Source organism: Rathayibacter sp. AY1F2 (assembly GCF_002930885.1).
In the GTDB taxonomy this organism is placed as follows: domain Bacteria; phylum Actinomycetota; class Actinomycetes; order Actinomycetales; family Microbacteriaceae; genus Rathayibacter.
Genome location: NZ_PSVG01000009.1, coordinates 41,930 through 62,489 on the forward strand (window position 1 = coordinate 41,930; position 20,560 = coordinate 62,489).

Genomic DNA, 20,560 nt, shown 5'->3' on the forward strand with positions numbered 1-20,560 from the left:
TGTTCTCCCAGGTTCGTGTGCGGGCGGCCCCAGGACGGGGGCCGCCCGCAGTGGTTCAGCTGCGCAGCGAGCGGAGGAGCAGAGCGGTCGAGACCGCCGCCTCGGCCGCCTCGCGCCCCTTGTCCTCCTTCGAGCCGGGAAGGCCCGCGCGATCGATGCCCTGCTGCTCGGTGTCGAGGGTGAGCACGCCGAAGCCGACCGGCTTGCCCGTCAGGATCGAGACGGTGGTGAGCCCGGAGGTGGCGGCGTCCGAGACGTACTCGAAGTGCGGGGTGCCGCCGCGGATGATCACGCCGAGGGCGACGACCGCGTCGGCCCCCGCCTCCAGGGCCGCCTTCGAGGCGACGGGCAGCTCGAACGAGCCGGGCACGCGCACGAGCGACCAGGACGCTCCGGCCTCGTCGAGGGCTCGGCCCGCTCCGGCGATCAGACCGTCGCTGATCTGCTCGTGCCAGGTCCCCGCGATGACGACGACGCGCAGTCCCGCGCCGTCGAGAGGGGAGGTGGTGGGGGCGCCGCTACCGGCCATTGCTACTCCTTCGTGGTGGCGCCGGCGATCCCGGCGTCGAGGGCGAGGCCGGAGATCCCGGCGTCGAGGGGGTCGTGGTCGAGGACGCTGTCGAGGGTGTGGCCCATGCGGTCGCGCTTGGTCTCGAGGTAGCCCTCGTTGAAGGCGCCGACTCCGACGACGAGCGGCACGCGCTCGGCGACGACGATGCCGCGGTCGGTGAGCTGGCGGACCTTCTCGGGGTTGTTGGTGAGCAGGCGCACCTCGGTGAGGCCGAGGTCCTCGAGGATCCCGACCGCCGCTCCGTAGTCCCGCGCGTCGGCGGGGAGCCCGAGGGCGAGGTTCGCGTCGAGGGTGTCGAGTCCGTCCTCCTGCAGGCGGTAAGCGCGCAGCTTGTTGATCAGGCCGATGCCCCGGCCCTCGTGCCCGCGGAGGTAGACGACGACGCCGCCGTCCCGCTGGATCGTGTCGAGGGCGGCGTCGAGCTGGGGTCCGCACTCGCACTTCAGCGAGCCGAACGCCTCGCCGGTCAGGCACTCGGAGTGCACGCGCACCAGTGCGGGCCGCCCCGCGGCGACCTCTCCCGCGAGGATCGCGACGTGATCCGCTCCGGTCTGCCGGTCGCGGTAGGCGCGGATCCGGAACGGGCCGTGGGTGGTCGGCACCGTGGTCTCGACCTCGAAGCTCACCCGCGCGCTCTCCGGGACCGCGACCGTGACGGGCACCTCCGCGTCGCAGTGGAACTCCTGCAGGTACGCGATGAGGGCCGCGACCGTGGTCACCGGCACGCCCTCGCGCTCGCCGAGAGCGATCAGCCCGGGCAGCCGCATCATCTCGCCGTCCTCGGCGACGATCTCGGAGATCGCGCCCACGGGGTACAGGCCGGCGAGCTTCATCAGGTCGACCGCCGCCTCCGTGTGCCCGTCGCGCTCGCGCACGCCGCCGTCGACGGCGCGCAGCGGCAGGATGTGGCCGGGGCGGTTCAGGCGGGAGGGGGTCGCCTCGGGGTCGGCCAGCACGCGGAGGGTGTGCGCGCGGTCGGAGGCGCTGATGCCGGTGGAGAGCCGGTCGGCCGCGTCGACGGACAGCGTGTAGGCGGTGCCGCGCGGGTCCTCGTTCTCGACCACCATCAGCGGCAGGGCGAGGCGGTCGGCGATCTCGTTGGTCATCGGCGCGCAGATGAACCCGGAGGAGTGGCGGACCATCCAGGCGATCGTCTCCTGGCTGGCGAGCTGGGCCGAGACGATGACGTCGCCCTCGTTCTCGCGGCCCTCGTCGTCCGCGACGATGATCGGGCGCCCGGCGCGCAGCGCCTCGACGGCCTCGGGGATGGTGGCGAGGCTCATGAGCGGGCCTCCGCGATCGAGCGCAGTGCGAGCATCCGCTCGACGTGGCGGGCCAGGACGTCGGTCTCGATGTTGACCCGATCGCCGATCGCGCGCGCGCCCAGCGTGGTGACGGCGAGCGTCTCGGGGATCAGCGAGACCTCGAACCACTGCTCCGGCTCGGCGGCGGGGCTGATCGCCGAGACGGTCAGCGAGACGCCGTCGACCGCGATCGAGCCCTTGTCGACGACGAGCGGAGCGATCTCCGCCGGCAGCGAGAACCGCAGCACCCGCCAGGCCTCGCCCGGTGCGATCGCGAGCAGCGTCGCCGTGCCGTCGATGTGGCCCTGGACGATGTGGCCGCCGAGCCGGTCGCCGACCAGCGCGGCGCGCTCGAGGTTCACGGGGTCGCCGACGCCCACGGTGTCGAGGGTCGACATCCGCAGGGTCTGCGCCATGACGTCGGCGGTGAAGCCCTGGTCGGTGTGCTCGACCACGGTGAGGCAGACGCCCGAGACCGCGATCGAGTCGCCGTGCCGCACGCCCTCGACGGCGAGGGGCCCGCGGATGCTGAGGCGGATCGCGTCGGCGCCCGCCTCGACAGCGGTCACGACGCCCTTCTCCTCGATGATTCCGGTGAACATCAGTGGGTCTCCATCTGCAGGGCGTGGGGGAGGCGGGCCGGGGTGCCGGCACCGCCCGCGGGGAGGACGTCGGGGCGCGCGGTCACGAAGAGGTCGTCGCCGAGGATCTCGACCGAGCGGAGGGAGAGGCGCCGGGCCCCGCCGATGCTCTCCACGCCGAGGTCGCCGAGCGCGAGGCGGGGGCCGCCGAGGAGCGCGGGCGCGAGGAACACGAGGTACTCGTCGACCAGTCCGGCGGCGACGAGCGCGGAGGCGAGGGTCGGTCCGGCCTCGACGTAGACGCTGCGGATCTCGGCGGAGTAGAGGTGCGCGAGGACCGCGGCGAGGTCGCGGGTGCGCTCGACCACGACGGCGCGGGGGTGCTCGTGCAGGCGGGCGCCCGGCGGCACGGGGCGCGTGCCGACGACGACGGGCACCGGCTGGTGGGCGAGGAGTTCGCCTCCGTCGCCGCGGGCGGTGAGGGCGGGATCGTCGGCGAGGACGGTCCCGGTGCCGACGAGGATCGCGTCGTGCGCGGCACGCTGCTCGTGCACGCGCTGACGGGCCGCCGCTCCGGTGATCCAGCGGCTGCTGCCGTCCGCCGCCGCGGTGCGGCCGTCGAGGGTCGAGGCCCACTTGAGCGTGACGAAGGGGCGGTGCAGGCGGGTCGCGGTGAGCCACGGGTGGAGGAACTGCTCTCCCTCCTCGGCGAGCACGCCCTCGATCACCTCGACGCCGGCCTCGCGGAGGGTGCGACCGCCGCCGGCCGAGCGCTCGCCCGGGTCCGGCACGGCGTAGACGACGCGGGAGACGCCCGCCTCGATCAGGGCGCGGCTGCAGGGACCCGTGCGCCCGGTGTGGTCGCACGGCTCGAGCGAGACGACGGCCGTCGCGCCCTCGGCGGCGCCCGGCGCGACGTGCGACAGGGCGTCGACCTCGGCGTGCGCGGTGCCGGCTCCGTGGTGCCAGCCCTCGCCGAGGACGGTGCCGTCGGGCGCGAGGATCACGCAGCCCACGCGCGGGTTGGGTCCGCGGGCGGGCCCGCGCTCGGCGAGCGCCAGCGCCCGGCGCATCGCGTGCTCGTAGTCGATCGTCATTCCCGGTTCTTCCGTTCGTCGCCGAACTCCGGGGTCTCGATCGACGGTGCGCGGGCACCGTCGCTCAGCATCGCGCGGTGATGCGCGACGCTCGTGCTGCCTCTCCTCCGGACTTTCACCGTCGGTCCTGGAGTTCCACCAGGTCAACCGCCGCCCCTCTCGAGGGGCTGCGGCTCGCGGACTGTGACCGCCGGTTCGGAATTCCCACCGACCCCGGAGCACGTGCTGTCCGGTCAGCCTACCCACCCGCCGCCCGGCGGGAGCCTCCGCGCGTCACACTCCCGGCGCACGGTCGGCTGGCGCGGGGCGGGCGGCGCTCGGACGCAGGGGCCGGGTCGCGCTCGTCGAGTCCCGCGCGGCAAAGGACGCCCGGCTCAGTGCCGGTGCTCGTCCACCCAGCGCGGGAAGGGGTCCGCGTACTCCGCCCAGGCGGCGGGGCCGGCCAGCAGCTCCTCGGGGGTGAGCAGGCAGCTCTGCAGGACGGCGGTCAGCCTCCCGGTGTCCAGGCCCGTCCCGAAGAAGGCGAGCTCCTGGCCGAGAGGCGCGTCCTCGTCCCAGCTGAGCAGGCTGGTCGGGTCCAGCGTCAGCACGTCGCCGGCGACCGACCACGAGCCGACCCGGTCGGCGCGCGTCGCCAGGCGCACCAGGCCGCGGGAGCGGAGGATGCGGCCCACCTTCTCCGCCACCAGCTCCCCGTGGACCGCCGTGCTCAGGCGGCCGGGGTGGAAGGGCAGCGGATCGCGGAACACGAACTCCTCGACGGTCGTGCCCGAGGCGCGGCGCCGCGAGGTCCCGTTGAGGGCGCACTGCCAGCCCATCGAGGAGGCGATCGCGTGCGCGCGCCGGGGGTGGAGCCTCCGTGGCGCCGCCGGGAGCTCACCGGCGGGGAGGAGATCGGCGGTGGGGGCGAGTGCTCGCAGGAGGTCGCGGACGAGTGCGGTCCGCTCGGGGTCGCTCGCGGAGAGGGGCTCGGCGAGGGCGACGAGGCTCGAGAACTCCAGGCGGGCGGCGAGGCGCTCCGCCGAGTCGAAGGAGGGGCCCGCGCCGCCGCAGAGCACGCGCAGGATCTCCTCCGTCGACGTCACGGCGACCACGTCGAGGATCGCGATGCGGGTGTCGGCGGGATGCCGCTGCGCGCAGAGGTGCTCGAGCACGAGTCCGATCTCGAGCGGGTCGGCCTGGCCATCGAGGGCGACGACCGTGTGACCGCGGTGGCCGTCGTCGGCGTCGGCCGCGAGGCGCCGGTGGAGCTCCTCGGCGAGAGCGGGACCGTCGGCGCCGGGCGGATCGACCTCGAAGGCGATCCGGGACTCGGGCCTGCCGGCGAGGAGCGCGGCGGTCCGCCCGGCGTCCTGGGGGTCGGTCGCGCTGACGAGGGTGACGGCGAGGACGGGGGGTGCGGGGTAGTGGGGCTCCATGGACCGCTACTCTATCGATAACAGTTCTCATTAACGACAGGAGCATCCGTGAAGGTCCGCAACTCCCTCAGGTCGATGAAGGCGCAGCCCGGCTCGCAGGTGGTCCGCCGCCGGGGCCGCGTCTTCGTGATCAACAAGCTGAACCCGCGCTTCAAGGCCCGTCAGGGCTGAGTGCCGACGGGAGGGTGCGAGCCCTCCCGTCGCGCACGGCCTCAGTGCTCGTCGTAGTGGCCGGCGTGAGCGGCGTGCTTGTGGCCGTCGTGGACGAAGTCCACGTGGTCGTCGTGCTGCACGGTCTCGTGGCCGCAGGCGTCGCCGTGCTCGTGGTCGGCGGTCGAGTGCTCGGCCTCCGACTCGTGCTCGTCGTAGTGGTCGCCGTGCAGGGCGTGGTGGTGCGTGCCGTGGACGTAGTCGACGTGGTCCTCGTGCTGCACGGCCGGATGGCCGCAGCCCTCGCCGTGCTCGTGCTCGGTGACGGGGTGCTCGGCGTGGAGATCGGTGGTGCTCATGGTGCTGCCTTTCCGGATGCGGGGGCCGCGGACGCGACGGGCTCCAGTCGACCAGATCCATAAACGCATTGCAATGGATGCGCCTAATCGAGAGCGATCATCGTTCCCGACAAGGACGGAGGTCACCCCTCCAGGGCGTGCCGGACAGCGTCGTCGACGATGTGCGTGACGTGGGTGTCGGCGACGGAGTAGTGCGCCTCGCGGCCCACGCGCTCGACCGCGACCAGCCCGGCGGTGCGCAGCATCCGCAGGTGCTGCGAGACCAGCGGCTGCGAGAGCCCGGTCACCTCGGCCAGCCGCCCGACCGTCGACGTCTCCTCGGCGAGGGCCCGGAGCAGGCGCAGCCGGGAGGAGGAGGACAGCACCTTGAAGAGCTCGGCGGCGGGTTCGAGGTCCTCGGTCATCTGCTCATGTAAGCAGAGATGCATGCGCCGTGTCCGCGCGGCGCCCCGCGCGCCTCCGGCTACCCTCGGTGCGATGGACGAGGACAGGTACGGGCAGGACGTGCTCGCCGGCGACTGGCGCGCCCGCGGCAGGGTCGAGGTGGCGGTGGTCGAGGCCGAGCGCGATCTGGTGGTCGAGGAGGTCGCCTCCGGCTTCGTGGGTGCCGTGCTCGGCGTGGAGCTGCGGATGGTGCGGCTGGAGGACCGGTTCGGCAAGGTCCGCGTGTTCCCGCTGGGGCCCGGGTTCCTCCTCGAGGGGAAGCCCGTGTCGCTCAAGGCGCCCGGGCTGAAGCGCGACGCCGGTCTCGGTCGCGCGCGCTCCGCCTCCGGCTCCTTCCACGTCGCCGACGCGAAGGCGCGGGTCGCCCTGCCCAGCCGCATCTACGTCGAGGGACGGCACGACGCCGAGCTGGTCGAGAAGGTCTGGGGCCACGACCTGCGGGTCGAGGGCGTCGTCGTCGAGTACATCGAGGGCGTCGACAACCTCGACGAGCTGGTGCGCGAGTTCCGGCCCGGTCCGGGGCGCCGCATCGGCGTGCTCGTCGACCACCTGGTGCGCGGCTCGAAGGAGTCGCGGATCGCCGAGCAGGTCGCCGCCGGTCCGCACGGCGCCCACGTCCTCGTCGTCGGCCACCCCTACATCGACGTCTGGCAGGCCGTGAAGCCCGGCCGGATCGGCCTGGAGCGCTGGCCCGAGATCCCTCGCGGAACCGAGTGGAAGCACGGGATCTGCGAGGCGCTCGGCTGGCCGCACGAGGAGCAGGCCGACATCGCGCGCGCCTGGCAGCGCATCCTCGGCCGGGTGCGCACCTTCCAGGACCTGGAGCCGGCGCTGCTGGGCCGGGTCGAGCAGCTCATCGACTTCGTGACGGAGCCCGCATGACCCGGCACGCGGGCCTCGGCCTCGCCCTCGACGCCGTGCTCGTCCTGGTCTTCGTGCTGATCGGCCGCGGGAGCCACGACGAGGGGTCGGCGCTGATCGGCCTGCTCACCACGCTCTGGCCGTTCCTGGCGGCGCTCCTGCTCGGCTGGGTCGTCACGCGCTCGTGGCGCTCCCCGGACCGGATCGTGCCCGCCGGGCTCGTCGTCTGGGCGGTGACCGTCGCGGGCGGGATGCTCCTGCGGATCGCCTCCGGGCAGGGCGTGCAGTGGAGCTTCGTGATCGTGACGGCCGTCGTGCTGGCCGTGTTCCTCCTCGGCCGCCGCGCTCTGACGCGGCTGATCGCCCGCCGGCGCTAGGCGGACCGGCGGCTCAGCCCACCCGCACCCCGAAGTGCTCCGCGAACAGCGGCAGCAGCAGGCTGAGCTGCAGCTCGGAGAGGGTGGCGCCGCGGAGGCCGTCCAGCCCGGTGAGCACGTGCAGCTCGGCGCCGCGCAGATCGAGGTGCTCGATCCGGGCCCGGGAGAGATCGAGGGAGCGGACGTCGCAGTCGACCAGGCGCAGCCGCGTGCCGGTCGCACCCGCCAGGTCGAGCTCGTCGATCGTGCAGCGCTCGACCAGCACGTCGCGCACCGCGGCTCCGCGGAGGTTCAGGTAGCCGAGCTTGCAGTCGGCCACGCGCACCTGCTCCCAGGTGCTCTCGTAGAGCTCGGCCGAGCCCAGCCGCGAGGCGAGCAGCTCGACGGATCGGAGCCGGCTCCGCGGCGCCGAGAGCCCGGGGACGTCCAGCCGCTCGAGCCGCGACTCCGCGATCGACGCGGCCCGCAGCTGGGCGCCGTCCAGGACCACTCCCTCCAGCGCGCACTCGCTGAAGGAGGCCGCGGTGAGATCGGCGCCGGTGAGGTCGGTGCCGGCGAAGCGCAGCCCTTCGGCGTGCTCCCGGGCGCCCGTGTCCCCGGCGTACCCCTCGGCGAGGCCGTCGAGGAGGAGGGGGTCGAGCCGGGGAGGAGCGGTCGCGTCGCGCACGCGGCGAGCCTAGTGCTGGCACCATGGCGGCATGCCCCGCCTGCTCGCCGTGTGCCGCGTCGCCCGCCTCCTGCCCGACTCCGGCACGGTCGGCGTGACCGCGATCGACAAGCGGCCGGTCGAGGGTCCCGTCGGAGTGCGCGACCTGGGCCTCTACGGCGACGTGCAGGCCGATCGCGCGCACCACGGCGGCCTCGACAAGGCGCTCTACGCCTACTCCGACGAGGACGCGGTCTGGTGGGCGGAGCGCCTGGGGCGGCCGGTGGCCGCGGGAATGTTCGGCGAGAACCTGCGGATCGCGGGCCTCGACGTGAGCGGAGCCGTGATCGGCGAGCGCTGGCGGATCGGCGAGGCGGTCGAGGTCGAGGTGACGATGCCGCGGACGCCGTGCGCGACGTTCCAGCGGGCCCTCGGAGAGCCCCAGTGGGTGAAGCGCTTCGCCGACGAGGGGCGCACCGGCGCGTACCTGCGGGTGCTGCACCGCGGATCGGTGGAGGCGGGCGACGCCGTCGAGGTGCTGAGCCGGCCCGGGCACGGCGTCCCGGTCGACCGCTGGTACCGCGAGCACAGCCCGGCGGACGCGCAGGCGCTCCTCGAAGGAGAGGAGGCGGGTGCGCTCCGGCCGGCTCCGGCGCTGCGGGCGTCGATCGAGCGGGCGCTCGCCTGACCCGGTCTACTCCCCGCGCGCCTCGCGCTTGAGGCGGCGCTTGACCGCTCGCTCCGTCAGCACCGTCAGGTAGTCCTGCACGGGCCGGTCCTGCAGGTCCGCGAGCTCCTCGCGCACGAGCGGCGCGACCTGCTCCTCGGAGTGGTCGGGGAACTTCTTGCGCACGTTCGCGGTCACGTCGCGCACCACCTGGTCGAGATCGAAGTCGGTCGTCATGCGGAGATCCTGGCCCCTCCAGGTGAACAGGAGGGGCACGGAGCCCACGGCCCCGCGCCCCTCCTCCGTGCCGATGGTCAGCTCGCGGCGACGGCGATCTCGTTCGGCGTGACGTCGAGCTCGCCCGTGGCGACGACCTCTCCCGTGGTGAGGTCGACGGCGTGGATGCTGTCGGCGGCCGGGTCGGTCACGTAGGCGATGTCCCCGGCGACCGTGATCGCGGGGTGCGGGTCCTGCCACTCGACCGGGCTCTCCCAGGCGTCGACGACGGGGTAGGAGGCGGTCAGCTCGCCGGTCTGGGGGTCGAGGACGTGGATCGCGCCGTCCGAGGCGATCATGTACGCCAGGTCGTCGGGGCCGCGGGCGACGCCGCGGAAGGTGTACTCGACGCCCTCGGGCAGGTCGACGACGTCGAGGGTCTTCGCCTCGGTGTCGATCAGCGCCACGCGGTGCAGGAGGTAGCCCTCGGCGTCGCGGTCGTCCTTGTAGTCGCCGACGATGATCGGGCTGGTCTCGCTGACCCAGGCGTTGCCCATGCGGCCGTACGGCTGGTCCGGCGCCTCGAGCTTCGTGATCTCGCCGCCGTCGTAGACCAGGGCGCCGTTCTCACAGCCGAAGACGACGACCTCGTTCTCGGCCGTGCCCTCTCCGTGGACACCGGGGCACTGGTCGTTCGTGGCCGTCACGGCGCCGGCGGCGTCGCGCACCTCGATGCCGGTGCGCCCGTCGGCGTCACCGACCGTGGTGAGGAAGGTGCCGTCCTCGAGGACGATCGAGACGCCGTGGTGCGCCTCGACGCCCGGGATGGTCTCGGTCTCGGGCATCCCGTCCGAGGACGCCAGGTCGGCGGTCTCGAGGACGGTCGTGTCGCTCGTGCCGTCGGCGTAGAGGACGGTCTTCCCGGCGTGCCGGACGACGTGGCCCGGGGTGTCCGCGGGGAAGACGATGTCCGTCAGCTCCGGCTCGCCGCCGGTGCCGGCGGCGGTGTCGAGGAGCTGGAACCCCTCGCTCATGGTGACCATGACGTGGCGGTCGTCGCCGGCGGGGTTGAGGCGGGTGAACTCCTCGGAGTCCAGGTCCGCGACGGTCTCGAGGGTCTCGCCGTCGAGGACGAGGATGCCGCCCTCGTAGGCGACGGCGACGCGGGCGCCGGCGGCCGCCGCGGCCTCGGTGGCCGGCGCGGTGGACGCGGAGGACTCGGCGGCCGGGGTCGAGCTCGACGAGCAGGCCGCGAGGACCGTGATCGAGCAGGCGGCGATCAGGCCGAGGCCCGCCCGCCGGACGTGGGGATTCTGCATGGGTGCTTCTTCTTCCTGGTGGTGGATCTGAGGGCTCACGGGGAGAGCCCGGTGGCGATGCGCTGCGTGTTGACGCGCATCATGGCGAGGTAGTCGGGAGCGCCGCCCTCGGGCCCCGTCAGGGACTCCGTGAACAGCTCGACCACCTCCACGCGGATGTCGGCCTCGCTCGCCAGCGCCTGGACCAGGCGGTCGGGAGACGAGGACTCCGCGAAGATCGTGGGGACGCCGGTCTGCTCGACCGCGTCGACGAGATCGGCGAGGTCGGAGGCGGACGGCGCCGCGAGGGTCGTGCCTCCCGGGATGACGGCGCCGACGACGTCGAAGTCGAAGCGGTCGGCGAGGTACCCGAAGACGTGGTGGTTGGTGACGAGGGCGCGGCGCTCGGCGGGGATCGCGGCGAACGCCGCGGCCATCTCGGAGTCGAGCCGCTCGAGCTCGGCGCGGTAGCCGGCCGTCCGGTCCCGGACGGTGGCCGGATCGACGCCGTCGAGCGCGGCGAGCACGGGCCCGAGGGAGTCGACGACGTCGATCATCCGGCCGGGGTCCGTCCAGAAGTGCGAGTCCGGGCTCCCCTCCGCGTCGCCCTCACTGTAGTCGAGGACGTCGACGGCGTCGCCGGCGACGAACGCGGGGACGTCCTCACCGGAGGCCTCGTCGAGGTGCTGCTGCAGGCCCTCCTCGAGTCCGAGCCCGTTCGAGACGACGAGGTCGGCGGAGCGCAGGCGCGCCGCCTCCTGCGCCGAGATCTCGAAGGAGTGCGGGTCGGCGTCGGGCTTCATCAGCGTGACGACCTGCGCCTCGTCGCCGACGAGCTCGCCCACGACGTCGCCGAGGATGTTGGTGGAGACGATGACGAGGGGCCTCTCGTCCTCCTCCGCGGACGTGCAGCCCGACAGGAGCAGGACCGCCGCGGCGGAGGCGAGGGCCCAGCCGCGCCTCATCGGCCCGTCTCCGCCGTGAAGGCCGGCTCGGTGGCGGTCTCGAAGGTGCGGGCGAGGCGCGCGCCGTCCGCGTAGTCGATCTCGTGCAGCTTCCGCTCGGCGGGCGCGCTGAGGTAGGCCCGCTGCTGGTCGGCGATCAGGACGGGCCGCGAGCCGTCCGCGGTCGTGTCCGCGACGAGGGGCGCGGTCTCGGCGAGGACCGCACCGTCGGAGCCGTCGAGAACCAGCACGCGGCCGTCGGCGGCGAGGGCGAGGACGGTCTCGTCCGCGTCGTCCACCGCGGTGACCTGCGCCAGCGGGGCGGGAGAGGGGAGGAGGCTCCAGGAGCGCTCCCGGGTGTCGAGGAGCCAGATGCCCGCGTCGCCGGCGAGGCCGGCGACCGTGGGGCGGCCCTCGCGGTTGTCGAAGGAGGCGGCGGGTGGCGCGGTGGTGCCGGCGGGGTAGGGGATCCGCTCGACGATGAGCTCCTCGTCCTCGATCGACGCCAGGAGTGCGCCGTCGGAGCAGCCGATGACGGCGCCGACGCGGGTGGTGATCGTCCCGGCGGGGTCGGGGCAGGCCTCGCGGAGACCCGTCGGCTCGCCGTCCGAGTCGTAGCCGGCGACGGCCGCTCCGGATCCGGACCCCTCGGTCACCAGTGCGGACGAGCCGACGGGCACGACCATCCCGGGTCCGGGCTCGACGTCCTTCCGGAACCGCTCGACGATCGCCCCCTTCGACAGCGCCTCGGTGTCGAGGAGGACCGCCTCGCCGGAGTCGGGGAAGAAGAGTCCGGTTCCGCCGGTGGTCGAGAGGTTCGTCGTGGCGACGACGGCCGTCCCGGAGCCCTCGACCGTGCCGATCAGGCGGGGGTCCGCGCGGTAGTAGTGGAAGTGGTCGACGTGGTCCCAGGTCCACACGCCGCTGTCGACGATCTCGACGCCCGCATCGGTCTGGGCGAAGAGGTAGCGGCCGTCGGTCGTCATCGCGCTCGGTGCGCCGATGGTGCCGAGGCCGGTGACCGTCTCGTCGAGGAGGTCGAGGTGCGACACGGCGCCCGACGGGTCGATCGACGTCAGCCCCAGGCGCGGCTCGGCGAGCTCGGCGGCGTTCGCGACGGCGCCGTGGCCGGAGCCCGTGTCGTCCGCGGCCGGCGCGGAGGCATCGGTCGAGCAGGCGGCCAGGCCCAGCGCGAGAGCGCCCAGGAGGACGGTGGAAGCGGTGGTTCGGGAGTGCACGGAGTCCTTTCGAGGGTGAGCGGGGGAGGAGCGGTGCCGGCAGGGCCTCATGCGGCGACCGGCTGAGGGCCCGACCGGGACGCGAGGGCCGACGCGGCCGAGCGGACCGCCCAGGACACCGCGGCGACCGCGATGGCCGTGCCGGCGACCGAGGCGCCCGCGGCCGTGGCCGCGTGCCAGGAGACGAGCAGGCCGACGAGCACGGAGGCCGCGCCGAGGATCGACGCGAGCAGCATCCGGGTCGGGATGCGCGTGGTCCAGTGACCGGCGGCCACCGCGGGAGCCAGCAGGAGCCCGACGACGAGGAGCGAGCCGACCGCCTGGTAGGAGGCGACGACGGCGAGGGTCACCAGGCCGACCAGCGCGGCCTGAGCCGAGCGCGGACCGAGGCCGAGCACCGCGGCGATGCGCGGATCCAGCGCCAGGGCGACGAGCGGGCGGTGGAAGGCCGCTGCGACGAGGAGGCCGGCTCCGGCGGCGGCGGCGAGCAGCCCGATGTCGACGGGGGTGATCGCGAGGATGTCGCCGAAGAGGATCGAGGTCGCGTCCGTGGCGAAGCTGCCCGAGTGCGAGATCACGATGACCCCCAGCGCCAGCATGGCGACGAAGAGCAGGCCGATGCTGGTGTCGTAGGACAGTCGTCCGCGCCGCTGCAGGGCCGCGATGCCGAGGCTCATCAGCACCGCGCTGGCTGCGCCGCCCACGAGGACGGGCGCGCCGAGCACCGTCGCGAGGGCGACGCCGGGGAGCATCCCGTGGGCGAGCGCCTCGCCGAGGAAGGCCATCCCGCGGAGGACCACCCAGGTGCCGACGACGCCGCAGAGGACCGCGACGAGGACGCCGCCGAGGAGGGCGCGCTGGAGGAAGTCGAGAGCGAACGGCTCGAGGATTCCGGCGAGGAGGCTGGGCATGGTGCCCGACCGTACACGATAATGAGAACAGTTATCACTCCTGTACGCTCGTCGGGATGGACGTCTCACCCCTGCCCGAGCCCCCGGCCCGCCTCCGAGGCGCTCACGTCGACTTCGGCTCCCGCCGCGCTCTCGCGGGGGTCGATCTCGACGTCGCCGCGCGCTCGCTGACCGTGATCGCCGGGCCGAACGGCGCCGGCAAGTCGACGCTTCTGGAGGTGATCGCGGGAGTGCGTCCACTGACGTCCGGCACGCGGGACGTCACCGGAGCGATCGCCTTCGTGCCGCAGCGGGCGTCGATCCCGGACCGCCTCCCGGTGACGGTGCGCGACGTGGTCGCCGTGGGCACCTGGGGTCGGCTCGGCCGCCTCCGCCGCAGCGACGCGCGCGCGGCGGACGCGATCGCCACCGCGCTCGAGCGGATGGAGATCGCCGCGCTCGCCCGGGAGCCCTTCGCGGTGCTCTCCGGCGGTCAGCGGCAGCGGGCGCTCCTCGCCCAGGGGCTCGCCCGCGGGGCCGGCCTGCTGCTCCTGGACGAGCCCACCACCGGTCTCGATTCAGCGAGTGCGGAGCGGATCCGGTCGGTCCTGCGCGCGGAGGCGGACCGCGGCGCGACGGTGGTCTGCGTCTCGCACGACCCCGCCGTGCTGGCCGACGCCGACCGCGTCGTCGGACTCGTCGACGGGGCCCTCGCTCCGGCGGACCGATCCGTCACCCGGGGCCCGTGAGGCGGGGGCACACGGGCCGTCCGTGACGGATCGCACCCGAGCGACGGGCCGCGGGCTGGGAGGATGGGGGGATGACCTCGACGCTGCTCGACCGCATGCCGACGCCCGACGCGGACGGGCGCGTCGACGACGACGCGGTCTACCTGGCCTTCACCGAGTGGGCGGAGTCGCGCGGCCTCCCGCTCTACCCGGCGCAGGACGAGTCCATGCTCGAGATCGCCTCCGGCTCCAACCTGATCCTCTCGACGCCCACCGGCACCGGCAAGTCGCTCGTCGCGATCGGCGCGCACGCCGCGGCGCTCGCCTCCGGGCGCCGCAGCTTCTACACGGCGCCGATCAAGGCGCTCGTCTCCGAGAAGTTCTTCGCGCTGGTCGACGTCTTCGGCGCCTCCAACGTCGGGATGGTCACCGGCGACTCCTCGGTGAACGCCGACGCGCCGATCATCTGCTGCACGGCCGAGATCCTCGCGAACCTCGCGCTCCGGCACGGCGAGGACACCCCGGTCGACCAGGTCGTGATGGACGAGTTCCACTTCTACGCGGACCCGGCGCGCGGCTGGGCGTGGCAGGTGCCGCTGCTCACCCTCCCGCACGTGCAGTTCGTGCTGATGTCGGCCACCCTCGGCGACGTGACGGCGCTCGCCGCCGACCTCAGCCGCCGCACGGGCCGGGAGACCGCCCGGGTCACCGGCGTGGAGCGCCCGGTGCCGCTGCACTACTTCTACGAGATCGCGCCGATCCACGACTCCATCGAGGAGCTGCTCTCGACGAACCAGTCGCCGGTCTACGTCGTGCACTTCTCGCAGGCGGCCGCTCTCGAGCGTGCGCAGGCGCTCACCAGCGCGAACATCGCCACCCGCGAGCACCGCGACCGAATCGCCGAGGTGATCGGCGGCTTCCGCTTCACCACCGCGTTCGGCAAGACCCTCTCCCGGCTGCTCCGGCTGGGGATCGGCGTGCACCACGCGGGCATGCTGCCGAAGTACCGCCGCCTGGTCGAGCAGCTCGCCCAGCAGGGCATGCTGCGCGTGATCTGCGGCACGGACACCCTCGGCGTCGGCATCAACGTCCCGATCCGCACCGTGCTGCTCACCGCGCTGACCAAGTACGACGGCACCCGGACCCGCCAGCTCTCGGCCCGCGAGTTCCACCAGATCGCCGGCCGCGCCGGTCGCGCGGGGTACGACACCGCCGGGACCGTGGTCGTGCAGGCCCCCGAGCACGAGTCCGAGAACCGGAAGGCTCTCGACAAGATGGGCGACGACCCGAAGAAGCGGAGGAAGTGGGTCGCCAAGCGCGCGCCGCAGGGCTTCGTCAGCTGGGGCGAGCCGAGCTTCCGCAAGCTCGTCGACGCCGAGCCCGAGACGCTGACCTCGCACATGACGATCACGTCGGCGATGCTGCTGAACGTGATCGCCCGCGGCGGCGACGCTTACGCGAACGTGCACGCCCTGATCTTCGACAACCACGAGCCGTGGAAGCGGCAGCTGCAGCTCGCCCGCCGGGCGCTCGGCATCTACCGGACGCTGCGGGAGGCGGGCGTGGTCGAGCAGAGCGTCGGAGCCGACGGCGTGACCCGTATCCGCCTGACCGTCGACCTGCAGCCGAACTTCGCGCTCAACCAGCCGCTCTCGCCGTTCGCGCTTGCCGTGTTCGACGTTCTCGACCCGGAGTCGCCGAGCTTCGCGCTCGACGTGATCTCGGTGCTCGAGGCGACCCTCGACGACCCGCGCCCGATCCTGGGGGCCCAGCAGTTCCAGGCCCGCGGCGAGGCCGTCGCCGCGATGAAGGCCGAGGGGATCGAGTACGAGGAGCGGATGGAGCTGCTCGAGTCCGTCACGCACCCCAAGCCGCTCGAGGAGCTCCTCGAGGCGACCTTCGAGACCTACACCGCCGCGCAGCCGTGGGTGAAGGACTTCGAGCTCTCGCCGAAGTCGGTCGTGCGCGACATGTACGAGCGGGCGATGTCCTTCGGCGAGTACACCGCGTTCTACAAGCTCTCCCGCTCGGAGGGACTGGTGCTGCGCTACCTGTCCGACGCGTTCCGCGCGGCCCGGCAGACCATCCCCGACGAGCTGAAGAACGAGGAGCTGCACGACCTGATCGAGTGGCTGGGCGAGCTCGTGCGCCAGGTCGACTCCTCGCTGGTCGACGAGTGGGAGGAGCTGGTCAATCCGGCGCTCCACGCGGCGGACCAGGCGATCGTGCCGCCCGCTCCGCGCCGCCTCACCGCGAACCACCGCGCCTTCCGCGTGCTGGTGCGCAACGAGATGTTCCGCCGGGTGACCCTCGCCGCCCTCGACGACCACGAGGCGCTCGGCGAGCTCGACGCCGCCGCCGGCTTCGACGCCGACGCGTGGGGCGCCGCGCTGGACGACTACTACGACGAGCACGACAGCATCGGCATCGGGCCCGACGCCCGGGGGCCGAAGATGCTGCTCGTCACGGAGGAGCCGACGCAGTGGCTCGTGCGGCAGATCCTCGACGATCCGGCCGGCGACCACGACTGGGGGATCTCGGCGACCGTCGACCTCGCCGAGTCGGACGAGCAGGGTGCGGCCGTCGTCCGCGTCACCTCGGTCGGCCGGCTGGACTGATCAGCGGCCGCGCTTCTCCCGGCGCTGCATCTCGGCGGCGATATCCGCCTCGGTGATCTCCTTGCGGGCGGGACCCCAGATCGACGCGGCCTGGCCGACGACGCCGATCCCGATCCCGATCATCGGCCAGATCGGCCAGAAGTAGCCGTCGGCCCCTGTGCCGACCCAGACGGCGGTCGTGATCGCCGAGACGCTCGCCCATCCGCCGAGCGATCCCAGGAAGTCGCGGCGCCGCTTGACCTCGCGCACAGCGAGCGCGCGCTCGGCGTCCTCGACGCGGGCGGTCTCCACCTCCTCGCCGGAGGCGGCCGCCGGGACGACCTCCGCGGACCGGTCTCGCCGGGCGGACGGATCCGGAGTTCCCCACTCGTTCGTCATGCGGCCAGCCTACGCACGGGCCGTCGGCAGCGGTACGCGGGCTTCAGGCGGCGGTACGCGGGCTCAGGGGGCGGCCGCCTGCTCCGGCTGGCAGTGCGGGCACCACCAGGTGCGGCGCTGCTCGGGGTCGTCGCGGACCTCGTCGCGGACGAGCACCGTCGTGCCGCAGCGCAGGCACGGGCGCCCGGCGCGCCCCGCGACCCAGTGCCGCTCGCCGCGGCGGGTGTCACCGGTGGTGGTCTGGAACATCCCCGGGATCGTGACGGAGGCGCGGAGGCCTCTCGCCGCGGTCGCCACGAGGGCGCGGACGTCGAGGGAGCCGATCGGCCGCCAGGGCCAGACCCCGCGGAGGAAGCAGACCTCGTTGGCCCAGAGGTTGCCGAGACCCGCGAGGCAGCGCTGGTCGAGGAGTGCGGCGACGACGGGCCGGTCCGGGAGGCGGGAGAGGCGCCGGACGGCCTCGTCGGCGTCCCAGTCCGCGCGGAGCGGGTCGGGCCCGAGGTGCCCGACGGCGCGCGGCTCGTCGCGGGTGGCGAGGAGCTCGACGACCGGGAGGTCGATGCCCCACACGGTCGAGCCGTCGTCGAGGCGGAGGCGGACACGGACGTCCTTCTGCACCGAGCGGGGGACCGCTCGGCGTGGAGCGGTCACGGTCCAGGAGCCCTGCATCCGCAGGTGGGTGTGCAGGGTCGTTCCGCCGGAGAAGCGGGTGAGGAGGTGCTTGCCGTGGGTGTCGTGCTCGAGGATCCTCAGCCCGGCGAGGGAGTCGCCGGCCGCGTCCCCGGAGCGCAGCTCGCCCTCGAGGACGGTGCGGCCGTCCGCCGCCCGCCTGAGGCGGGCGGCGAGACGGTGCACACTGTCTCCCTCGGGCATCCCCGAACTCTAGGAGCCGGAGCTCGCCGAGATCAGGGGTCGCGCGGGATCAGGCGCCGCGGTACGCCTGCTTGTAGACGCGCTCGGTGCCGTCGGGCGCGGTGACCTCGATGGTCGCCGTGCCGGCCTTGATGGGCGTGAAGACGGTCACGGTCTTCACCGTGAACGACTGGCCGGGCTTGACCGTCTTCTTCGTCTTGCTGCCGTACGCCGTCGTGATCTCGATCGAGACCGTCTCGTCGCCGTTGTTCACCGCCGACACCGTCAGCGTCCGCACGACGGCGAGGCGCTTGGTGGAGGCGGTGGTCGCGACGTCGATGACCGTGACGGGCTCGGGCTCCGGGTCCGTCCGGGTCTCGGGCAGGTCGAGGCCGACGACGACCGGGTCGTGGTCGCTGGAGCGGTACGCCGAGGTGTCGTAGAAGATCGTCGCGTTGTAGTCGTAGCGGCTGTACTCCAGTGCCACGGACTCGCCGCTGTTGATGTTCCAGGTGTCGACCCCGGTGACCGTCCTGTCGGCCGCGGGCGAGGCGAAGACGTGGTCCAGCGAGCCGACCGCGCCGTCGAACGAGTACGAGTACTTGCCGTCCTTCGCACCCTGGTCGATGTAGCCGGCGTCGGTGATCACCTTCACCGGGTCCTCCTTCGAGTAGGCGTTGAAGTCGCCCAGCAGGTAGACGAGCTCGGTGGCCTTCTCGGTGCGGAGGCGGTCGGCGAAGGCGACGAGGGCGGTCGCCTGCTTCACGCGCGAGGCGTTCGAGGCGCCCTGGCCGTCGCCCTGGTCGGCGTCGGCGCCGGATCCGGAGCCCTTCGACTTGAAGTGGTTCACGATCGCGACGAACTCGCTGGCGCTGTCGCCGAGGAGGCGGAACTCCTGGGCGAGGGGCTTGCGGGCGTTCGAGAAGTTCACCGTGTCGTTGAGCACGACGGACTCGCCGACCGGCTCGATGACGGCCTTCTTGTAGATGAAGGCGGTGCGGATGACGTCCTCGTCCGCGAGCGCGGGGAGCGCTGCGGGGGAGGGGACGTAGGCCCAGACCTCGGAGCCGGCCGCCGTGTTCAGCGCGGCGGTCAGGGTGGCGAGGGCCTCGTCGCGCGGCTTGCCGAACTTGGCCGAGTTCTCGATCTCCTCGAGCGAGACGACGCCCGCGCCGAGGGTGTTGATCGCGGTCACGATCTTGGCCTGCTGGCGCTCGAGGTCGTCGGCGTTCGCCGCTCCGCGGGCGTCGCAGCCGCTGTTGACCGTGACGGGGTCGCCGTCGCGGTCGGTGTAGAAGGTGCAGCCGGTGATCGAGTCGCCAGTGGTGGAGAAGTAGTTGAGCACGTTGAAGGACGCGATCGAGAGGTCGCCGCCGACGGCCTCGGGCTTCGCGGTCCGGGTGTTCGCGAAGGTCGCGGGCTGCACGTCGCCGGCGTTCTCGACGGTCAGCTGCGTGGTGGGCTGGAAGGCCCAGCCGCCGTTGCGGTAGTCGAGGACGACGGGGCGGGTGAAGGTCGCCGGAGCACCCACGCGGATCGGCGCGGTGGTGGTGAGGTAGGGCAGCGGGATCGCCTTGTTCGCGGCGGCGCCGAGGAAGTTGATCGAGGCGCCGTCGTCGAGGGTGATCGCGCGGGCGGCGTTGTCGGCGACGACGGCCGCGAGCTCCGGCGAGCCGGGGCGGGCGACCTCGGTCGGCGTGAGCAGCGGGGACGTGCCGGCGGCGAGGCCGACCGAGCCGAAGCTGTTCAGGTCGAAGGTGTCGGTGACCGTGTAGGCGCCCTGCGGAGCGATCAGCATGCTCTCGAGCACCTCGCGCTCGGCGGCGGTGCGGGGGAGCGCGACAGCGGCCGGGACCGGCGCTGCGGCGGCGTCGTCGAGCTTCACGACGGTCGCGGCCGAGGTCGGGGTGAGCTCGGTCAGGCCGTTGTACTCGCTCACCTCGCCGGTGATGCGCAGGTGGTCGCCGATCGCGACCGACCCGACGGAGGCGGAGGAGAAGACGAAGACGGCGTCGGAGGCCGTGCGCGAGCTCTCGCCGCCGGTGCCGGGGGTCTGGATGACGTAGCCGTTGTAGCCGCCGGACGGGTAGCGCGCGGTGACGACGCCGGAGGTGGTGACGGTGCTGCCGACGAGCGGCGACGCGTCGCCGGTGCCCTGGATCTCCGCGATGGAGACGGCCGGGATCTCGGCCGGCGGGGTGGTCGGGGGAGTGGTCGGCGGGGTCGTCGTCGGCGGCGTCGTGGGCTCGGGCTCGGATCCTCCGCCCGCGGCCTGCGGGGTCGGTGCGCCGAGCGCGAAGTCGGCCGAGTTGACGTCGGTGTCGCCGGTGGCGGTGTCCGCGCGGGCGATCGTCTGGGTGAGGGAGGGCACCGTGGCGACGGACGACTCGAAGGTGTTCGAGGTGCCGTAGCCGACGAGGTCGATCACCGCGTCCGGCTGGGCGGCGGCGCCGGTGGGCGGCGCCACGAGCGCCGAGGTCCCGTCGACGAGGAAGAGGGTGCCGCCCGCGGCGGCCATGTTGAGGCCGTTCGCGCTCTGGTCGGGCGTCGGCAGGGCCGCGCCGTTGGTGCCGTTGCTGGCGCCGGCGAGCAGGAAGTGGCCGCCCGCGGGCACCGAGCCGGTGAGCGGCACGGTCGTGGTGGGGTTCGCGGTGCCGGTCGCCGAGCGGTACTGGATCGAGAGGCCGCCGAGGGCGATCTCGGCGGCGGTGGGGTTGTAGAGCTCCACGTAGCGGTTGCTGAACGCGGCGCCGGCGGAGCCTCCGCGGGCGAAGACCTCGCTGATGACGAGCTCGTCGCCCGAGGGCGCGGCCGCGGCGGAGGTCGCGACCAGCGGAGCGGCCGCCAGGGCCAGTCCGGTCAGGGCCGCCAGGCCGAGCCCGCGCCTCCGGCGGCGGTCGGGCGGGGTGGGAGAGTCGGGCAT

General features: G+C 73.4%; 22 protein-coding genes and 1 riboswitch. Of the genes, 6 read left to right on the forward strand and 16 right to left on the reverse strand.

Going from position 1 to position 20,560, the window contains the following annotated elements:
* Positions 1-55: 55 nt before the first annotated feature.
* From ribH to C5C54_RS09035, 5 genes are all read right to left on the reverse strand, one after another.
* A complete protein-coding gene (gene ribH, locus C5C54_RS09015) occupies positions 56-529 on the reverse strand; it encodes a 6,7-dimethyl-8-ribityllumazine synthase (protein WP_104222223.1) in 474 nt (157 codons plus the stop codon).
* Between the two features lie 2 nt (positions 530-531).
* Positions 532-1,854, reverse strand: coding sequence for a GTP cyclohydrolase II (gene ribA / locus C5C54_RS09020; RefSeq protein ID WP_104222225.1), 1,323 nt, complete (start codon positions 1,852-1,854; stop codon positions 532-534).
* A complete protein-coding gene (locus C5C54_RS09025) occupies positions 1,851-2,477 on the reverse strand; it encodes a riboflavin synthase (protein ID WP_104288192.1) in 627 nt (208 codons plus the stop codon). The genes ribA and C5C54_RS09025 overlap by 4 nt, the downstream gene beginning before the upstream one ends.
* Entirely contained in the window at positions 2,477-3,553 is a 1,077-nt protein-coding gene (ribD, locus tag C5C54_RS09030; protein ID WP_258063281.1) for a bifunctional diaminohydroxyphosphoribosylaminopyrimidine deaminase/5-amino-6-(5-phosphoribosylamino)uracil reductase RibD, read from the reverse strand. The genes C5C54_RS09025 and ribD overlap by 1 nt, the downstream gene beginning before the upstream one ends.
* 91 nt (positions 3,554-3,644) lie before the next feature.
* A riboswitch (FMN riboswitch) is annotated at positions 3,645-3,777 on the reverse strand.
* Positions 3,778-3,927: 150 nt separating this feature from the next.
* On the reverse strand, positions 3,928-4,971 hold the full coding sequence (locus C5C54_RS09035) for a GTP-binding protein (protein ID WP_104288193.1): 1,044 nt from the start codon (positions 4,969-4,971) through the stop codon (positions 3,928-3,930).
* Positions 4,972-5,019: 48 nt separating this feature from the next.
* Between C5C54_RS09035 and ykgO the strand changes: the two genes are divergently transcribed.
* Positions 5,020-5,142, forward strand: a complete 123-nt coding sequence (ykgO, locus tag C5C54_RS09040; RefSeq protein WP_104226896.1) for a type B 50S ribosomal protein L36 — start codon at positions 5,020-5,022, stop codon at positions 5,140-5,142.
* 41 nt (positions 5,143-5,183) lie between these two features.
* Here the strand turns inward: ykgO and C5C54_RS18320 are convergent, their stop codons facing one another.
* On the reverse strand, positions 5,184-5,480 hold the full coding sequence (locus C5C54_RS18320; protein WP_104222233.1) for a hypothetical protein: 297 nt from the start codon (positions 5,478-5,480) through the stop codon (positions 5,184-5,186).
* Between the two features lie 122 nt (positions 5,481-5,602).
* Complete coding sequence (locus C5C54_RS09050) at positions 5,603-5,884, reverse strand: helix-turn-helix transcriptional regulator (protein ID WP_104222235.1); 282 nt, start codon at positions 5,882-5,884, stop codon at positions 5,603-5,605.
* 73 nt (positions 5,885-5,957) lie between these two features.
* Between C5C54_RS09050 and C5C54_RS09055 the strand changes: the two genes are divergently transcribed.
* Both C5C54_RS09055 and C5C54_RS09060 read left to right on the forward strand, forming a co-directional pair.
* A complete protein-coding gene (locus C5C54_RS09055; RefSeq protein ID WP_104226898.1) occupies positions 5,958-6,806 on the forward strand; it encodes a DUF3097 domain-containing protein in 849 nt (282 codons plus the stop codon).
* Positions 6,803-7,162, forward strand: a complete 360-nt coding sequence (locus tag C5C54_RS09060; RefSeq protein WP_104233715.1) for a DUF3054 domain-containing protein — start codon at positions 6,803-6,805, stop codon at positions 7,160-7,162. Before C5C54_RS09055 ends, C5C54_RS09060 begins: the two co-directional genes overlap by 4 nt.
* Before the next feature lie 13 nt (positions 7,163-7,175).
* Here the strand turns inward: C5C54_RS09060 and C5C54_RS09065 are convergent, their stop codons facing one another.
* Entirely contained in the window at positions 7,176-7,829 is a 654-nt protein-coding gene (locus C5C54_RS09065) for a pentapeptide repeat-containing protein (protein WP_104288194.1), read from the reverse strand.
* Between the two features lie 31 nt (positions 7,830-7,860).
* Between C5C54_RS09065 and C5C54_RS09070 the strand changes: the two genes are divergently transcribed.
* Entirely contained in the window at positions 7,861-8,496 is a 636-nt protein-coding gene (locus C5C54_RS09070) for an MOSC domain-containing protein (protein ID WP_104288195.1), read from the forward strand.
* Between the two features lie 6 nt (positions 8,497-8,502).
* On the opposite strand, the gene C5C54_RS09075 is transcribed toward C5C54_RS09070, so the two are convergent.
* The 5 genes from C5C54_RS09075 to aztB form a co-directional block, all read right to left on the reverse strand.
* On the reverse strand, positions 8,503-8,712 hold the full coding sequence (locus tag C5C54_RS09075; protein WP_104262881.1) for a three-helix bundle dimerization domain-containing protein: 210 nt from the start codon (positions 8,710-8,712) through the stop codon (positions 8,503-8,505).
* A gap of 77 nt (positions 8,713-8,789) precedes the next feature.
* On the reverse strand, positions 8,790-10,010 hold the full coding sequence (gene aztD / locus C5C54_RS09080) for a zinc metallochaperone AztD (RefSeq protein WP_104288196.1): 1,221 nt from the start codon (positions 10,008-10,010) through the stop codon (positions 8,790-8,792).
* 35 nt (positions 10,011-10,045) lie between these two features.
* Entirely contained in the window at positions 10,046-10,954 is a 909-nt protein-coding gene (aztC, locus tag C5C54_RS09085) for a zinc ABC transporter substrate-binding protein AztC (RefSeq protein WP_104288197.1), read from the reverse strand.
* The gene (locus tag C5C54_RS09090) at positions 10,951-12,171 is read right to left on the reverse strand and encodes an ABC transporter (RefSeq protein WP_104250618.1); all 1,221 of its coding nucleotides are present in this window, start codon (positions 12,169-12,171) and stop codon (positions 10,951-10,953) included. The genes aztC and C5C54_RS09090 overlap by 4 nt, the downstream gene beginning before the upstream one ends.
* A gap of 47 nt (positions 12,172-12,218) precedes the next feature.
* The gene (gene aztB, locus C5C54_RS09095) at positions 12,219-13,082 is read right to left on the reverse strand and encodes a zinc ABC transporter permease AztB (protein WP_104288198.1); all 864 of its coding nucleotides are present in this window, start codon (positions 13,080-13,082) and stop codon (positions 12,219-12,221) included.
* A gap of 56 nt (positions 13,083-13,138) precedes the next feature.
* On the opposite strand from aztB, the gene aztA reads away from it, so the two are divergent.
* Together aztA and C5C54_RS09105 are read left to right on the forward strand one after the other, a co-directional pair.
* Positions 13,139-13,810, forward strand: coding sequence for a zinc ABC transporter ATP-binding protein AztA (gene aztA, locus C5C54_RS09100; RefSeq protein ID WP_104288199.1), 672 nt, complete (start codon positions 13,139-13,141; stop codon positions 13,808-13,810).
* Positions 13,811-13,881: 71 nt separating this feature from the next.
* Positions 13,882-16,407: an RNA helicase gene (locus C5C54_RS09105; RefSeq protein WP_104247346.1), complete on the forward strand. Its 2,526-nt coding sequence runs from the start codon at positions 13,882-13,884 to the stop codon at positions 16,405-16,407.
* On the opposite strand, the gene C5C54_RS09110 is transcribed toward C5C54_RS09105, so the two are convergent.
* The 3 genes from C5C54_RS09110 to C5C54_RS09120 all read right to left on the reverse strand — a co-directional run bounded on the left by C5C54_RS09110 (position 16,408) and on the right by C5C54_RS09120 (position 20,560).
* Positions 16,408-16,785 (reverse strand): 2TM domain-containing protein, encoded by a 378-nt coding sequence (locus C5C54_RS09110; protein ID WP_104272851.1) that lies wholly within the window; start codon positions 16,783-16,785, stop codon positions 16,408-16,410.
* A gap of 63 nt (positions 16,786-16,848) precedes the next feature.
* Positions 16,849-17,658, reverse strand: coding sequence for a DNA-formamidopyrimidine glycosylase family protein (locus C5C54_RS09115; RefSeq protein ID WP_104288200.1), 810 nt, complete (start codon positions 17,656-17,658; stop codon positions 16,849-16,851).
* Positions 17,659-17,707: 49 nt separating this feature from the next.
* Positions 17,708-20,560: an ExeM/NucH family extracellular endonuclease gene (locus tag C5C54_RS09120; protein WP_104288201.1), complete on the reverse strand. Its 2,853-nt coding sequence runs from the start codon at positions 20,558-20,560 to the stop codon at positions 17,708-17,710.

Coding starts and splice junctions, on each gene's coding strand:
- C5C54_RS09070 (WP_104288195.1), top strand. CDS start 7,861: ATGCCCCGCCTGCTCGCCGTGTGCCGCGTCGCCCGCCTCCTGCCCGAC.
- ribD (WP_258063281.1), bottom strand. CDS start 3,553: ATGACGATCGACTACGAGCACGCGATGCGCCGGGCGCTGGCGCTCGCC.
- C5C54_RS09075 (WP_104262881.1), bottom strand. CDS start 8,712: ATGACGACCGACTTCGATCTCGACCAGGTGGTGCGCGACGTGACCGCG.
- C5C54_RS09120 (WP_104288201.1), bottom strand. CDS start 20,560: ATGCCCGACTCTCCCACCCCGCCCGACCGCCGCCGGAGGCGCGGGCTC.
- aztA (WP_104288199.1), top strand. CDS start 13,139: ATGGACGTCTCACCCCTGCCCGAGCCCCCGGCCCGCCTCCGAGGCGCT.
- aztC (WP_104288197.1), bottom strand. CDS start 10,954: ATGAGGCGCGGCTGGGCCCTCGCCTCCGCCGCGGCGGTCCTGCTCCTG.
- C5C54_RS09105 (WP_104247346.1), top strand. CDS start 13,882: ATGACCTCGACGCTGCTCGACCGCATGCCGACGCCCGACGCGGACGGG.
- C5C54_RS18320 (WP_104222233.1), bottom strand. CDS start 5,480: ATGAGCACCACCGATCTCCACGCCGAGCACCCCGTCACCGAGCACGAG.
- aztB (WP_104288198.1), bottom strand. CDS start 13,082: ATGCCCAGCCTCCTCGCCGGAATCCTCGAGCCGTTCGCTCTCGACTTC.
- ribA (WP_104222225.1), bottom strand. CDS start 1,854: ATGAGCCTCGCCACCATCCCCGAGGCCGTCGAGGCGCTGCGCGCCGGG.
- C5C54_RS09115 (WP_104288200.1), bottom strand. CDS start 17,658: ATGCCCGAGGGAGACAGTGTGCACCGTCTCGCCGCCCGCCTCAGGCGG.
- C5C54_RS09035 (WP_104288193.1), bottom strand. CDS start 4,971: ATGGAGCCCCACTACCCCGCACCCCCCGTCCTCGCCGTCACCCTCGTC.
- ribH (WP_104222223.1), bottom strand. CDS start 529: ATGGCCGGTAGCGGCGCCCCCACCACCTCCCCTCTCGACGGCGCGGGA.
- aztD (WP_104288196.1), bottom strand. CDS start 10,010: ATGCAGAATCCCCACGTCCGGCGGGCGGGCCTCGGCCTGATCGCCGCC.
- C5C54_RS09050 (WP_104222235.1), bottom strand. CDS start 5,884: ATGACCGAGGACCTCGAACCCGCCGCCGAGCTCTTCAAGGTGCTGTCC.
- C5C54_RS09055 (WP_104226898.1), top strand. CDS start 5,958: ATGGACGAGGACAGGTACGGGCAGGACGTGCTCGCCGGCGACTGGCGC.
- C5C54_RS09025 (WP_104288192.1), bottom strand. CDS start 2,477: ATGTTCACCGGAATCATCGAGGAGAAGGGCGTCGTGACCGCTGTCGAG.
- C5C54_RS09060 (WP_104233715.1), top strand. CDS start 6,803: ATGACCCGGCACGCGGGCCTCGGCCTCGCCCTCGACGCCGTGCTCGTC.
- C5C54_RS09110 (WP_104272851.1), bottom strand. CDS start 16,785: ATGACGAACGAGTGGGGAACTCCGGATCCGTCCGCCCGGCGAGACCGG.